Source organism: Cloacibacterium sp. DMC96 (assembly GCF_056313765.1).
The window spans coordinates 841,222-855,373 of sequence record NZ_JBQUZQ010000001.1 but is presented as its reverse complement, the minus strand read 5'-3'; the positions used below and the strand labels follow the sequence as shown (position 1 = coordinate 855,373).

The 14,152-nt window shown below is 32.8% G+C and carries 15 protein-coding genes; 7 read left to right on the top strand and 8 right to left on the bottom strand.

Annotated features, from left to right (window positions below; all coding sequences use genetic code 11):
- From ACT53I_RS03815 to ACT53I_RS03800, 4 genes are all read right to left on the bottom strand, one after another.
- Positions 1-681: a metal-dependent hydrolase gene (locus ACT53I_RS03815; RefSeq protein ID WP_476078499.1), complete on the bottom strand. Its 681-nt coding sequence runs from the start codon at positions 679-681 to the stop codon at positions 1-3.
- A 7-nt stretch (positions 682-688) separates the two neighbouring features.
- Positions 689-1,582 carry a hypothetical protein gene (locus ACT53I_RS03810; RefSeq protein WP_476078498.1) on the bottom strand — a complete coding sequence of 298 codons (894 nt, stop codon included), beginning with the start codon at positions 1,580-1,582 and terminating at the stop codon, positions 689-691.
- 20 nt (positions 1,583-1,602) lie between these two features.
- The gene (gene menA, locus ACT53I_RS03805; protein ID WP_476078497.1) at positions 1,603-2,532 is read right to left on the bottom strand and encodes a 1,4-dihydroxy-2-naphthoate octaprenyltransferase; all 930 of its coding nucleotides are present in this window, start codon (positions 2,530-2,532) and stop codon (positions 1,603-1,605) included.
- A gap of 83 nt (positions 2,533-2,615) precedes the next feature.
- A complete protein-coding gene (locus tag ACT53I_RS03800; RefSeq protein ID WP_476078496.1) occupies positions 2,616-3,455 on the bottom strand; it encodes a 1,4-dihydroxy-2-naphthoyl-CoA synthase in 840 nt (279 codons plus the stop codon).
- A gap of 211 nt (positions 3,456-3,666) precedes the next feature.
- On the opposite strand from ACT53I_RS03800, the gene ACT53I_RS03795 reads away from it, so the two are divergent.
- Genes ACT53I_RS03795 through ACT53I_RS03785 form a run of 3 tightly spaced genes read left to right on the top strand, consistent with a single transcriptional unit; the run spans position 3,667 to position 6,537 of the window.
- Complete coding sequence (locus ACT53I_RS03795) at positions 3,667-4,803, top strand: Re/Si-specific NAD(P)(+) transhydrogenase subunit alpha (RefSeq protein ID WP_476078495.1); 1,137 nt, start codon at positions 3,667-3,669, stop codon at positions 4,801-4,803.
- Between the two features lie 12 nt (positions 4,804-4,815).
- The gene (locus ACT53I_RS03790) at positions 4,816-5,124 is read left to right on the top strand and encodes an NAD(P) transhydrogenase subunit alpha part 2 (protein WP_213189056.1); all 309 of its coding nucleotides are present in this window, start codon (positions 4,816-4,818) and stop codon (positions 5,122-5,124) included.
- Positions 5,125-5,130: 6 nt separating this feature from the next.
- On the top strand, positions 5,131-6,537 hold the full coding sequence (locus tag ACT53I_RS03785; protein ID WP_476078494.1) for an NAD(P)(+) transhydrogenase (Re/Si-specific) subunit beta: 1,407 nt from the start codon (positions 5,131-5,133) through the stop codon (positions 6,535-6,537).
- 157 nt (positions 6,538-6,694) lie between these two features.
- On the opposite strand, the gene ACT53I_RS03780 is transcribed toward ACT53I_RS03785, so the two are convergent.
- Positions 6,695-7,621, bottom strand: a complete 927-nt coding sequence (locus ACT53I_RS03780) for a cation diffusion facilitator family transporter (RefSeq protein ID WP_476078493.1) — start codon at positions 7,619-7,621, stop codon at positions 6,695-6,697.
- A gap of 155 nt (positions 7,622-7,776) precedes the next feature.
- Here ACT53I_RS03780 and ACT53I_RS03775 point away from each other — a divergent pair, with 155 nt between their 5' ends.
- The 4 genes from ACT53I_RS03775 to ACT53I_RS03760 all read left to right on the top strand — a co-directional run bounded on the left by ACT53I_RS03775 (position 7,777) and on the right by ACT53I_RS03760 (position 9,464).
- The gene (locus tag ACT53I_RS03775) at positions 7,777-8,070 is read left to right on the top strand and encodes a type II toxin-antitoxin system HigB family toxin (RefSeq protein ID WP_476078492.1); all 294 of its coding nucleotides are present in this window, start codon (positions 7,777-7,779) and stop codon (positions 8,068-8,070) included.
- 6 nt (positions 8,071-8,076) lie between these two features.
- Positions 8,077-8,433: a helix-turn-helix domain-containing protein gene (locus ACT53I_RS03770; protein WP_476078491.1), complete on the top strand. Its 357-nt coding sequence runs from the start codon at positions 8,077-8,079 to the stop codon at positions 8,431-8,433.
- Between the two features lie 88 nt (positions 8,434-8,521).
- Positions 8,522-8,917: a hypothetical protein gene (locus ACT53I_RS03765; RefSeq protein WP_476078490.1), complete on the top strand. Its 396-nt coding sequence runs from the start codon at positions 8,522-8,524 to the stop codon at positions 8,915-8,917.
- A gap of 7 nt (positions 8,918-8,924) precedes the next feature.
- Positions 8,925-9,464, top strand: a complete 540-nt coding sequence (locus tag ACT53I_RS03760) for a hypothetical protein (RefSeq protein ID WP_476078489.1) — start codon at positions 8,925-8,927, stop codon at positions 9,462-9,464.
- A gap of 61 nt (positions 9,465-9,525) precedes the next feature.
- Here ACT53I_RS03760 and ACT53I_RS03755 read toward each other — a convergent pair whose 3' ends face one another.
- From ACT53I_RS03755 to ACT53I_RS03745, 3 genes are all read right to left on the bottom strand, one after another.
- Positions 9,526-10,938, bottom strand: coding sequence for an APC family permease (locus ACT53I_RS03755; RefSeq protein WP_476078488.1), 1,413 nt, complete (start codon positions 10,936-10,938; stop codon positions 9,526-9,528).
- A 25-nt stretch (positions 10,939-10,963) separates the two neighbouring features.
- Positions 10,964-11,437: a hypothetical protein gene (locus ACT53I_RS03750; RefSeq protein ID WP_476078487.1), complete on the bottom strand. Its 474-nt coding sequence runs from the start codon at positions 11,435-11,437 to the stop codon at positions 10,964-10,966.
- 159 nt (positions 11,438-11,596) lie between these two features.
- Positions 11,597-14,137 carry an adenosylcobalamin-dependent ribonucleoside-diphosphate reductase gene (locus ACT53I_RS03745; RefSeq protein ID WP_476078486.1) on the bottom strand — a complete coding sequence of 847 codons (2,541 nt, stop codon included), beginning with the start codon at positions 14,135-14,137 and terminating at the stop codon, positions 11,597-11,599.
- Positions 14,138-14,152 lie beyond the last annotated feature (15 nt).

Here is a 14,152-nt window from a genome sequence, read left to right as displayed (position 1 = left end):
TTATACTTCAAATTCTTCTCCCAATTCTGGAATCGAAAACTCAATATTTCTCTCTGCAAACAATTGTTTTGCTGAATCGTGATTAATTTTTATCGGCTCGAAAGTATCAAAATGACAACCAATCACTCTTTTGGTTTTCAATAATTCTGCTGCTGCAAAACTCGCTTTTCTTGCACACATGGTATAATGTGAACCAATTGGAAGAATAGCTGCTGTAATTTCCCCGAAAAGTCTTGGAAACAACTCCATATCTGCCATTACACCTGTATCTCCTGCAAAATACAAGTTTTTACCCTGAAATCTGAACATATAACCGCAAGGTTGACCGCCATAAGTTCCATCTGGAAAACTAGAAGTATGATGCGCAGGAACCATAGAAATCTTCAGGTCATCCAACTTAGCAGAACCTCCGTAGTTAATGTCAATAGAATTAGGATGATTGAAATAACCACAAATTTCTGGTTGGCCAATTACCGTAGCATCTGGATGATGTTGCAATACTTCTCTTACATCTGCAACATGATCGCCATGAGCGTGAGTAATGAGCACATAATCAATTTTTTGTGCAGAAATATCAAATCCTGTTTGCTCTTTCTGAAAATTATAAAAAGGGTCAGAAAGGATGTTTTTACCATTATAAGTGAACAAAAAACAGTTTTGTCCGAGGAATTTTATTTTCATTTTACAGTTATAGATATTTGTCTAGTTCAAATTTATATTTGAAAAATTCTGGATTTTGAACTAAAAGATATTCAATTTTTGGAATTAAAATATCATTTTCGAATTTGTCTAAATCTTCCTTTTTTTTATTATATTCAGATAATTCAACATTATATTTATTTTTTAATTCTAAATTTGTTTTCCTATTTTCATTGTAACCTATAAATAAAAAAACACCTAATGCTAATAATAGAATTGAAATAACTGTAAACAAAATATTAAATTTTGATACTGAAATAAACAATATTATAAAGCCTATAAATATTGGAATTATAGGCAAAACTATATTTTCAGCTGAATAATCAGGTATTTTAGGTACAAAAATTTTGCTCTTTTCCTTATGTTCATTCCTTAAATTTTCAGATTCAGAATATAATTCAACTAAAGAATTTTCAACTAAAGAATTTTCATTTAAAAAATCATTAACTTTTTGCTTTATACTATTTGCAAAATTTTTATCCTCAATACTTTTTAAATAATACTGAATATCTTCGATTTTATTATAAATTTTTATTTTATTATTTTCAAGCAATCCATAAGATAAGGATGTATTTGACATTAAAATAATTTCATCAATTAAATCATTTATATTATGAAGCTTATTATTTAAAGTAACTTGTAGAGATTCATTATTATTAGAAAAATCATTTTTAACTTTAATATCTTCATATCCTTCTCCAATTCCAAATTCATTACCACAATTTAAACAAGTAATTATAATTTTATTACTACCAATAGTACCAGCGAGAATTCCTATTCCTCCAAATAATAAAGCACCAGCAAATGCCTTTTTTCCACTAAATCCTTTTTTATTAGCTGATAAGTTTTCAGATTTACAATTTGGGCAAAGTAATTTTGACATAATTTTATTTTCATGATTTTTTATCTAAAATAATTCAATCCAAAAGCCACTAAAACGCTCATTAATAAGGTAATGATTCCCACTTGTTTTAAGAATGGGTCTAATTCTTTTGGTTCTTTTACTTCCATCATTTTTCTACGCAAAGCAGTTAAAGGAAATACGGTAATGAAGAAAATAAAAGCGTAATATTTTCCTTGTTCTTGTAAACCATTTATCATCATGTAAATCAAAACCAAAATCGGTGGAAGCATCAAAATAACCATTTCATAAATCATTGCATTTTTAAAACCTAATCTTAATGCAAGCGTTTTTTTGCCAGATTTTTCATCGTTTTCAATGTCTCTCATATTATTGAGATTAAGAACAGCTGCACTCAACAAACCTATTGCAGAAGCAGGCAAAAGCATATCCCAATCAAAAGTTTTAGTAAACAGAAAATAGCTTCCGCACACAGAAACCAACCCGAAAAAGATAAAAACCATGATATCTCCTAAACCAAGGTATCCATAAGGTTTTTTACCTACAGTGTAACCAATTGCCGCCAAAATACACGCAACTCCTAGTCCTATAAAAGTGTAAAATTCATTAATAAAATCAGGGAAAAATGCTTTGTACAACAAAACTAAAGTCGCCACCAATGATAAAAAAGCAAACAAAAACATAGCGTTTCTCATTTGTTTTGCAGAAATTTTACCAGAAGCTACCGCACGTTGTTCTGCCTCTCCTATTCTATTTTGGTCGGTTCCTTTTACGCCATCACCATAATCATTGGCAAAATTTGACAAAACTTGATAGAGCAAAGTCACCAAAAGTGCCAAAGCAAAAATTTGCCAATCCCAAGTTTTTCCTTGTTCTAGGAGTTTCCATCTTGCAATGAAAGAACCCATAATAATTCCGCTCATAGAAAGCGGTAAAGTACGCAGACGAGCTGCTTTTATCCAATCAATCATTTTAGTTGTTAGTTGTTGGTTGTTGGTTGTTAGCAAATAATTTCAGAAAACTGACAACTATCAACTAACAACCGTCAACCAAATTATGAAATCCACTGATTATCTCCGAAATCTGGTTTACGTTTTTCTAAAAATGCGTTTCTGCCTTCCTTAGCTTCTTCAGTCATGTATGCTAATCTAGTTGCTTCACCCGCGAAAACTTGTTGGCCAACCATTCCGTCATCCGTTAAATTCATCGCAAATTTCAGCATTCTGATAGATGTTGGCGATTTTGCTAAGATTTCTTGAGCCCATTGATAAGAAGTTTCATCTAACTCAGCGTGAGGAATTACCGCATTTACCATTCCCATATCTTCGGCTTCTTTCGCAGAATAATTTCTTCCTAAAAAGAAAATTTCTCTGGCTTTTTTCTGACCTACCATTTTTGCTAAATATGCCGAACCGTAACCACCATCAAAACTAGTAACATCTGCATCGGTTTGTTTGAAAATTGCATGTTCTTCACTTGCCAAAGTCAAATCACAAACCACATGAAGAGAATGGCCACCGCCAACTGCCCAACCGTTTACCACAGCAATCACTACTTTTGGCATAAAACGAATTAATCTTTGAACTTCTAAAATATTAAGACGATGTCTTCCATCATCACCTACATAACCTTGATGACCACGAGCTTTTTGGTCGCCACCACTACAGAAAGCATGACCGCCATCTTTAGGACTTGGACCTTCTCCTGTTAATAAAACTACTCCAATGCTAGAATCTTCATAAGCATCATAAAAAGCATCATACAATTCTGAAGTGGTTTTAGGACGAAAAGCATTTCTAACTTCCGGTCTGTTGATAGCGATTCTCGCTACTCCATTGCACTTTTTGTACGTGATATCTTCGTATTCTTTAGCCGTTTTCCAATCTATATTCATATTTCAAAAAATTTGCTGGTAAAGATACTATTTTTGAAAAAAAGGTGCAGAATAAAAATTTAGAAATATTAATGTGATATATGTTACATAATGATTATGAATTTAATAATTTTTAATACTATTCATTCACAATAATAACTTATACATGAAATAAATCATTTTCAACTGTCAAAAAATTGGTTTATATTTGAAAATATTTAAAATTAATAAAATGATTATAGGTGTATTAAAAGAACCTTCTTTCGAAACAAGAGTTTCTTTACTTGCAGAATCTGTAGCAGCACTCATTAAAAAAGGAAATAAAATAGTTGTAGAATCTGGTGCAGGTGATAAATCCTTTAATAATAACCAAGAATATGAAAAAGTAGGCGCAGAAATTAAATCTAGAGCCGAAGTATTAGAACAAGCAGACATTTTATTGTCTATTCATCCTATTGAAAATGAGGATTTTGCCAAAGTTCATTCTAAAATTCTTTTGGGAGTTTATCAACCCCTTGCTAACGGAGAAAACGTTATTAAATCGATTGAAAGAAAAATCACTACTTTTTCTTTGGATATGCTTCCTAGAACAACTAGAGCACAAGCAATGGACGTATTAAGTTCTCAAGCCAATATTGCAGGTTACAAAGCAGTTTTACTCGCTGCTAATTCTTACGGAAGATATTTCCCAATGTTTATGACCGCTGCAGGAAGCATTGCTCCCGCTAAAATGCTTATTTTAGGAGCTGGAGTTGCTGGGTTACAAGCCATTGCTACCGCAAAAAGATTAGGTGCTGTAGTAGAAGTTTTCGATACTAGACCTGCGGTAAAAGAAGAAGTAATGAGTCTTGGTGCTAAATTTGTAGAAGTGGAAGGCGCTGCAGATGCCAGTACAGCTGGTGGTTATGCAGTAGAACAAACCGAAGAATACAAACAAAAGCAACAACAACGCATCGCTGAAAGTGTTGCAAAATCTGATATCATTATCACTACAGCACAAATCCCTGGTAAAAAAGCTCCGATTTTAATTACCGAAGAAATGCTCAATTCTATGAGAAATGGCTCTGTAATTATAGATTTAGCTTCTTCTACTGGTGGTAATACTCCATTTACTAAAAATAACGAAACGGTAAATTATAACGGTGTTTCTATTATAGGAAATTCTTCTCTACAATCTACCATGCCTTCAGATGCAAGCAAATTGTACGGAAAAAATATTGTGAATTTCTTACAACTCATCATTGACAAAGAAGCAAACCTTAACCTCAATTGGGAAGACGATTTGGTAAAAGGTGCTTGTATCACACACAATGGCGAAATTATTAACGATAGAGTAAAATCTATCCTCTCTCCTTCAATGAATAACTAAAACAAAATTTTTATGAATATTATAGAGTGGATTTCTCAATACCAACAAATCATCTACATTGTAATTCTGATGATTTTTGTAGGAATTGAAGTGATAGGTCATGTACCTAGTGTACTACACACTCCTCTAATGAGTGGCGCAAATGCAATTCACGGAGTAGTGATTATTGGGGCTATTATTGTTATGGGAAAAGCAGAACCAGACAATTATTTGGCATTAATTTTAGGTTTTCTAGGAGTGATTTTAGGAACGCTTAATGTGGTAGGAGGTTTTGTAGTAACAGACCGAATGCTGGAAATGTTTAGTAAAAAGAAAAAATAGAAAATCATGGGACTACTTACAATATTATACCTCATCGGTTCAGTGACCTTTATTTTAGGGTTAAAAATGCTCTCGAATCCAGCTACTGCTAGAAAAGGAAATTTATTAGCAGCAGCAGGAATGGTAGTAGCCATTTTAGGAACTATTTTTCTTTATCAAGATGAAGAAGGTCAAAAATTAGGAAATTACGGTTGGATTTTTGGCGGAATCCTTATCGGAACAATCGTGGGAGCGCTAGCTGCCAAAAAAGTAAAAATGACGGCAATGCCACAAATGGTGAGCCTTTTCAACGGAATGGGAGGCGCTTGTGCAGCTTTAATTTCTTTGGTTGAATTCAATCACTTAGCACACAATACTAGTGGAGAAGTAAACTTAGGAATACTTTCCATAATTCTTCTAGGATTAATTATCGGTTCTGTATCATTTGCAGGAAGTATGATTGCTTGGGGAAAACTGAATGGAAACATTAAAAAAGATTTTGCTTTTCCTGGTCAACAATTCGTGAATATCGCTATTTTATTGGCTATTTTAGGATTATCAGTATATTTGGTAATGACTTTCAGTCCAGAAAATGCTTATTTATTCTATGTCATTTTTGGATTATCTACGCTTTACGGATTACTTTTTGTATTCCCAATTGGTGGCGCAGATATGCCTGTAGTTATTTCACTATTGAACTCATTTACAGGGGTTGCTGCAGCTTGTGGAGGATTTTTATACGACAACAAAGTAATGTTAACTGGTGGTATCCTTGTAGGAGCAGCAGGAACTTTATTAACCATCTTAATGTGTAACGCCATGAATCGTTCTTTATTAAACGTATTGATTGGTTCATTTGGAGGTGGCGCAAAATCTTCTGGCGGAACTTCTCCTTCTGGTGGAACTGTTAAAGAAATCACGTTAAGCGATACAGCAGTTTTAATGACATACGCTAGCAAAGTAATGATTGTTCCTGGTTATGGTTTAGCAGTAGCTCAAGCTCAACATGCTTGTCATGAATTAGAAAAATTATTAGAAAGCAAAGGTGTAGATGTTTTCTACGCGATACACCCAGTTGCTGGTAGGATGCCGGGACACATGAACGTACTTTTGGCAGAAACCGATGTTCCGTATGAAAAATTAATGGAAATGGAACAAGCGAATGAAGAATTTTCAACTGCAGATGTAGTGTTAATTCTAGGAGCAAATGACGTAGTAAACCCTGCTGCTAAAGAAGACACTTCCTCTCCTATTTACGGAATGCCTATTTTAGAAGTTGAATTGGCTAAAAACGTTATCGTAAACAAACGTAGTATGAAACCTGGTTACGCAGGAATTGAAAACGAATTGTTCTACAGACCAAAAACTTCAATGCTTTTCGGAGATGCGAAAAAAGTTTTGCAAGATTTAATCTCTGAGATTAAAAATCTGTAAAATTTTAGATTTTCTTTTCCTCAAATCCTAAAGGAAGGAAAATCTTCAATTTTTATAAACTATAAAAACAAAAATCCTGTTCAGAATCTGAACAGGATTTTTTTATGATTAAAATCAAAACTTCAACTCATAACTCAAAACACATAATTGATAACTTTTAAAGCATTTCTTCTTCCTTAAATTCCCTATCATTAAAGTAAATTTCAAGTGTTGTATGATGTACATTGTAATGCTCTAATTCATGCTTCACTTTATCTTTCAACTTTTCAATTTCATTGTGAGAAAGTGATTTTTCAACCTGAAGATGAGCAGTTAATGCATTTTCAGTCGTACTCAATGCCCAAATATGAAGATGTTTAAAATCTTTCACTCCGTCAATTGCTAGAATTTCTTCTTTTAATTTATTGAAATCTACGCCTTCTGGAACTCCATCTAGAGCCAATTTAAGACTTTGGGTAAACAAACTCCACGTTCCGTAGAGAATCACCAAAGCAATAATAATACTCATCACCGCATCCAGCCAAAACCAGTCTGTATAAATAATCACCACTCCTGCAATTACCACACCCAAACTCACCAAAGCATCTGCAGCCATGTGTAAATAAGCGCCTTTAATATTGAGGTCTTTGTCTTTATCTTTCATGAAAAAATAAGCAGTCAACGCATTGATGATAATCCCAATAAAAGCCACAATTGCCATTACTTTTCCTTGCAAAGGTTGAGGATTGTAAAATCTAAAAACCGCTTCGAAAATAATTCCGCCAACTGCTGCAAAAAGGATTAAAGCATTGAGTAAAGCCACCAAAACAGTCACTTTTTTGTAACCGTAAGTATAAGATTGTGTAGCCTTTGAATACATTAATTTAAAGGCAATGAGTGCCAAAATCAAGCTCACCACATCACTGAGATTATGTCCTGCATCTGAAAGCAAAGCCAATGAATTCTGAGACCAACCAACTCCCGCTTCTATAATCACAAAAGCTGAATTAAGGAAAATCCCAATGTAAAAAGCGTTTCTTAGTTTTTTAGAGTTTAAATCTAGCGCTGGAACGTGACTATGACCGTGATCGTGAGAATGCGACATGAAAGATATTTTAGTCAAATTTCGGGAATTTTTTTGAGAAAATTTGGTATTGGTTGTTTATATTTGATAACAAAGGTATTGTTCAATACTAAATTAATTGGAAAAAAAATTCCCAATTTGGGAAATTTGTATTATTTTTGCTTAAAGTTAATTGAGTGAGAATCATAGCAAAAAAAATATTACGAGAATTTTGGGAAAAACATTCTGATTGTGAGCAACAATTGAAAGCTTGGTACAAAGAAACAAGTAAAGCAGAATGGAAAATCCCAAATGAAATAAAACTAGAATATCCTAGCGCAAGTATTCTTAATGATAATAGGATTTGCTTTAACATTAAGGGAAATAATTATAGATTAATTGTGAGAATAAATTATGATTATCAAATGGTTTGGATAAGATTTATTGGAACTCACAGTGATTATGACGAAATTGATGCTAACAAAATTTAAGAAAAAATGAAAATTAAACCTATAAAAACAGAACAAGATTATCAACAAGCATTAGAAAGACTTGAGGAAATTTTTGATGCCAAAAAAGGAACTAAAGAAGGTGATGAACTTGAAATTCTAGGAATTTTAATAGAAACTTATGAAAATGAATACTTCCCTATTGATTTACCAGACCCAATTGAAGCCATAAAATTTAGAATGGAACAATTAGATTATTCTCAAAATGATTTAGCGAAAGTAATAGGTCTTAAAAGCAGAGCAAGTGAAATTCTAAATAAAAAAAGAAAACTTTCTTTAGAAATGATAAGAAACTTGCATGATAGACTTAATATTCCTACTGAAGTTTTGATACAAGCGTATTGATTTTTGTCAAATTTCGGGAATTTTTTTGAGTAATTAACATTTGTTTTATTGGAATTTATATATGATATTTGAGAAAATTATTCTTTAAATGAACTCAAAATTTAAACTTATTTTTTCTTTAATAATATTTTTAGTGTTATTTTTCATTTACAATCATAATTCTAAATGGTCTGACTTCTTTAAAACTTACAAAGAATTATTCCTTGAGCATTATTTGCCACTAGAAATGAATAATGAAAAATATTTAGGAATAATTAGTGATTCATCTAATCATATGAATCCTTACTTAAGATTTTCAAAGACTTGCCTTCCATTACTTAATTCATGGGAAAATACATTTGAAAAGGGAGATATTGTTTCAAAGTCTAAAAAATCTACAGATTTAATTTTATTAAGAAATAATAAAACTACTATTATTAAATTAGATACTATAAATTTTGAGGGTTCCCCATTTCCTTGTGAGTGTTCTAAAATTTTGAAATAATTTAATAATGCAAACAATTATCCATAAACTAAAAACCTTTGTTCCTATTTTAATTATTGCAGTATGTACTTGTTATCTACTAATAAAATGCATCAGTGAAAATATAAATCAAGAAGAAACCTTTAAAGAATTAAAATTTAAGTTCCTCACTTCAATTCTAAAATCAAAGTCAGATAAATTTGATTATCAATATGATGGTTTAAGTCCACAAGAATCATATTTTGTTAATTGCAAACTTAAACATTTGATTTTAAGAAGTAATGGTGAACTTTCAGATACTGAAAATCTTGTAGAATTTGAAAATGATTCAATTTCTAAAATAATTGTCCGTAAAACGATTTTTGAACAAAACGGAAACAAAGCAGGTAGAAATTGGGAAAATATAGAAAGTGATTCTGTTTTTGTTTTAGATTACAAAACCAATAAAAAAGAAATTTATAAGAATAAAACTCTTCTTAAATCATTGCCAATGAAAGACATTGATGAAAATACCCAATATATTTATCAAGTAAAAAAACAAACCGAAAAAAATTATACTTGTAAATAAATAAAACCCTCTTCAGAATTATTTCTAAAGAGGGTTTTATTTTTAAAAATTAATTTCTTATTTACTTCTCAGAATTCCTTTTATTAATCACGTAATACACTGGTAAACCAATTAAAATAAGCAATAATCCTGGCCAAGTGTAATTCGGTTTGTAAATGAATAAAAGTACACAAAATGCTGCTCCAATTAGCAAATAAATGATTGGAGTAACTGGATATAACCACGTTTTGTAGCTTCTTTCCGCATTCGGTTGTTTAATTCTCATATAAATCACGCCAAAAACGGTAATCATGTAAAACAACACAATCACAAAAGAAATCATATCTAATAAATCGCCGTATTGTCCGCTCAAAGCGAGAAGTGAAGCCCAAATTCCCTGCATCCAAAGAGATTTTTCGGGAACACCATTTTTATTATTTTCGATAGCAGATTTTAAGAAAAGTCCGTCTTTTGCCATCGTTTGAAAAACTCTAGCTCCCGCCAAAACAATTCCGTTCACACAACCAAAAGTCGAAATCATCACGAGAACCGCCATAATAATCGTTCCTACACTTCCGAACATCTTTTCCGAAGCGGCAACTGCTACTCTATCATTCGCTGCAAATGCGATGGAATCTCTGTCTAAAGCATTCAGATAAACGAAATTCACCAACAAATACAAAACCATCACAGAAATCGTACCTAAAACCATCGCTTTTACTACATTTTTTTGCGGATTTTCGATTTCACCAGAAACGAAAGTCACGTTTTCCCAAGCTACAGAACTAAAAACCGAACCAACCATTGCTGCAGCAATTCCTCCGAAAAGCGTAGCTCCAGAAATAGATTCCCAACCGAGTTTCAAGTAATTTCCTTTGTCATCTTTGACCAAATTATTAAAAGAATCCCAACCAAAATTCATATTTCCGTTCCAAAAAGATTCTTTTACCAATATAAAACCTAAAAAAATCAAGCCTAAAAGCGCGACGATTTTAGAACCTGTGAAGATATTTTGAAGGAGTTTTCCGCTTTCTACACCTCGAGTATTGATATAAGTGAGCAACAAAATCACCGCAATACCAACGATTTGAATCCAAGTAATTTTAAATTCGCCACTTTGGAAAAGCGGAGCTGCATCATTGAGCGCTGGAAAAAGATAAGCCGAAAATTTCCCAAAAGCCACGGCAACTGCTGCAATGGTACCTGTTTGAATCACGGTAAACATTCCCCAACCATACAAAAACCCGAGTCTTTTCCCGAAAATTTCTGTAATGTAAGTGTATTGTCCACCTGCTTTTGGAAACATTGCCGAAAGTTCTCCATAGCTTAAAGCGGCTGCAACCGTCATAATTCCGGTAATAATCCACACGACGATGAGCCAATATCCAGAACCCAGATTTCTCATCATATCCGCAGAAACAATGAAAATTCCGCTTCCAATCATGGAACCCATCACAAGCATGGTTGCGTCCCAAAGTTTTAATTTTTTATTCATAAAGTTTTTTGTTTCGAGTTTCAGGTTAAGATTGCGGTTGTGATTTACTTTTCATAACAACATAGCCGATAAATATTATTGGAAAAATTTCTGCAATAAACTGAATTATACTAACATACAATGACGAATAAAACTCTAAATATTTGGTAATATTTGTGTTATAAATATTCATATCAAAAAAATTGTACAAAAATGGATTAATAAAATTCAATATGTACCCAATAAACATAATAATAACAGAAATTTTGAAGAAATTCCCCTCTGAAAGTGTTTCCGTTTTTAATTTTTTATACAGATATAAAATACCATATACTATCAAACTAACTTCAATAATAACACCAATTACATAAGTCAAAATATTATTTGAATTACTATAAACCATTATATCTCTAACTAATCTTACTGAAACACCTTGAATCATTCTCAATCCAAGCCAAAAAAATATAGAAGATGCAGAAATTAAGAATAAATTTCTTTCTGAAGTTGTTTTATTCATCATTATTTATTATTACTTTCAAAGATATTATAAAATTAAAAAGCCACAAAAATTTGTGGCTCATTGTTTATAAATTAAGTAAAATTATTTAGATTCCTAAGGAAAGTCAAAATAAACGTCATCATTTTAATCTTCGGACTTCCGTCTTCCCTCTTCCGACTCTTACCCACATTTAGAATTTCCGCAATTTTTACAAATCAGACAACCTTCTTGATAAACCACTTGGTCAGAACCACAATTGCTACACTTATGTCCGTCAACTTCGGTTCCATCAGGAATATAGCGCTTTAAAGCTCTTGCAACTCCCGCTTTCCACGTATTGATAGATTCAGAATCTAGCTCTAATCTGTTGATTAATTCTACTACGTTTTCAATTGGCATTCCGTGTCTTAAAGTTCCTGAAATCAGTTTCGCATAATTCCAGAATTCTGGATTAAACTTATGAGAAAGTCCTTCAATAGTGGTTTTATAACCTCTTAAATTCTTGAATTGGAAATCATATCTAGAAACGCCGTTTTCGTCTCTATTTTTAATGATCAAACCTTCATTTACCCAACGTGGAAGCATAATTCCCTCTTCATCATCTGCCAAACCAGTAAAAATTTCATAAGGTCTACCATTAACCAAACCTACAAAAGCAATCCATTTTTCTTTATTATTTTGGAATCTCACCACATCAGCTTCTAAAATCTGAGGTCTTTTCGTAGGGAAAGCTTCTAAAGATGAAGCAGTTTCTTCCTCATCTTTTTCTTCTTTTTTATCATCTGCAGAAACCAAAACTCCACTTCTAGAACCATCTCTGTAAACCGTAACGCCTTTGCAACCCACTTCCCAAGCTTTGATGTAAAGTTGATTCACCAATTCTTCTGTAGCTTCATTAGGAATGTTAATGGTCACCGAAATAGAATGATCTACCCATTTCTGGATCGCACCTTGCATTTCTACTTTGCTGAGCCAATCAATATCATTAGAAGTAGCTTTGTAATAAGGAGATTTCTCGATTAAATCTTGAACTTCTTCGTTCGAATAATTTTTAGAAATATCATAACCATTCACTTCCATCCAAGTTTTAAAATGATGATGGAAAACAATGTACTCTTCCCAAGAATCTCCCACTTCATCTACAAAATCTACTCTTACATCTTTATCATTAGGATTTACCTTTCTCCTACGCTTGTAAACAGGCAAAAATACTGGCTCAATTCCCGAAGTAGTCTGAGACATCAAACTGGTACTTCCAGTTGGCGCAATGGTTAATAAAGCGATATTTCTTCTGCCGTATTTCACCATGTCTTGATACAGATTTTCATCTGCTTCTTTTAATCTCAAAATGAAAGGGTTATTTTTCTCTTTTTCTGCATTAAAAACTTCAAAAGCACCTCTTTCTTTCGCCATTTCTACTGAAGAACGATACGCAGAAAGTGCCAACGTTTTATGAACTTCTACTGAAAACTCATTGGCTTCCTTGCTTCCATATCTTAAATTTAAAGCCGCCAACATATCTCCTTCCGCAGTAATTCCTACCCCTGTTCTTCTTCCTTGAAGTGTTTTCTTGCGGATTTTTTCCCAAAGTTGTTTTTCAGTATGTTTTATTTCTTCGTTTTCTGGGTCTTTTTCAATTTTTGCTAAAATTGCATCAATTTTCTCCATTTCCAAATCAATGATGTCATCCATCATTCTTTGTGCATAAGCTGCATGTTTTTTGAATAAATCAAAATTAAATTTTGCCTCTTTGGTAAATGGATTTTCTACATAAGAATAGAGATTAATGGCAATCAATCGACAAGAATCATACGGACAAAGGGGAATTTCGCCACAAGGATTGGTAGAAACCGTTTCAAAACCTAAATCTGCATAACAATCTGGAATAGATTCTCTGATAATGGTATCCCAGAATAGAATTCCCGGTTCAGCAGATTTCCAAGCATTATGTACGATTTTTTTCCAAATTTCATCTGCAAAAATAGTCTTGGTATATTTAGGATTTTTGCTGTAAATAGGATATTTCTGTTGATATTCACTGTTCGTTTTTACCGCTTTCATAAATTCATCATCTATTTTCACAGAAATATTCGCTCCCGTTACTTTTCCTTGCTCTAATTTAGCATTGATAAAATCCTCAGAATCGGGATGATTTATGGACACAGAAAGCATTAAAGCGCCTCTTCTTCCATCTTGAGCCACTTCTCTGGTAGAATTAGAATAACGTTCCATAAACGGTGCTAAACCTGTAGAAGTAAGCGCAGAATTCTTCACCGCAGAACCTTTTGGACGAATGTATGACAAATCGTGACCAACTCCACCTCTACGTTTCATGAGTTGAACTTGCTCTTCGTCTATTTTCATAATGCTTCCATAAGAATCACTATTGGTTCCGTTACCGATTACAAAACAGTTAGAAAGCGAAGCAATCTGAAAATTATTCCCAATTCCCGTCATCGGACTTCCTTGCGGAATGATATATTTAAAGTCTTTTATAAGATCAAAAATTTCTGCTTCGGAAAGCGGATTGGGATATTTTTTTTCTATTCTCGCAACCTCAGAAGCAATTCTTTGGTGCATATCATCAGGTGTTTTTTCATAAATATTCCCATCAGAATCTTTCAGCGCATATTTGGTTACCCAAACTCTGGCTGCTAAATCGTCTCCTTTGAAGTAGTGTAAAGTTTCTTCATACGCTTGTTGGTTGGTTATTTTCTCCATGGCAGATAATTAATT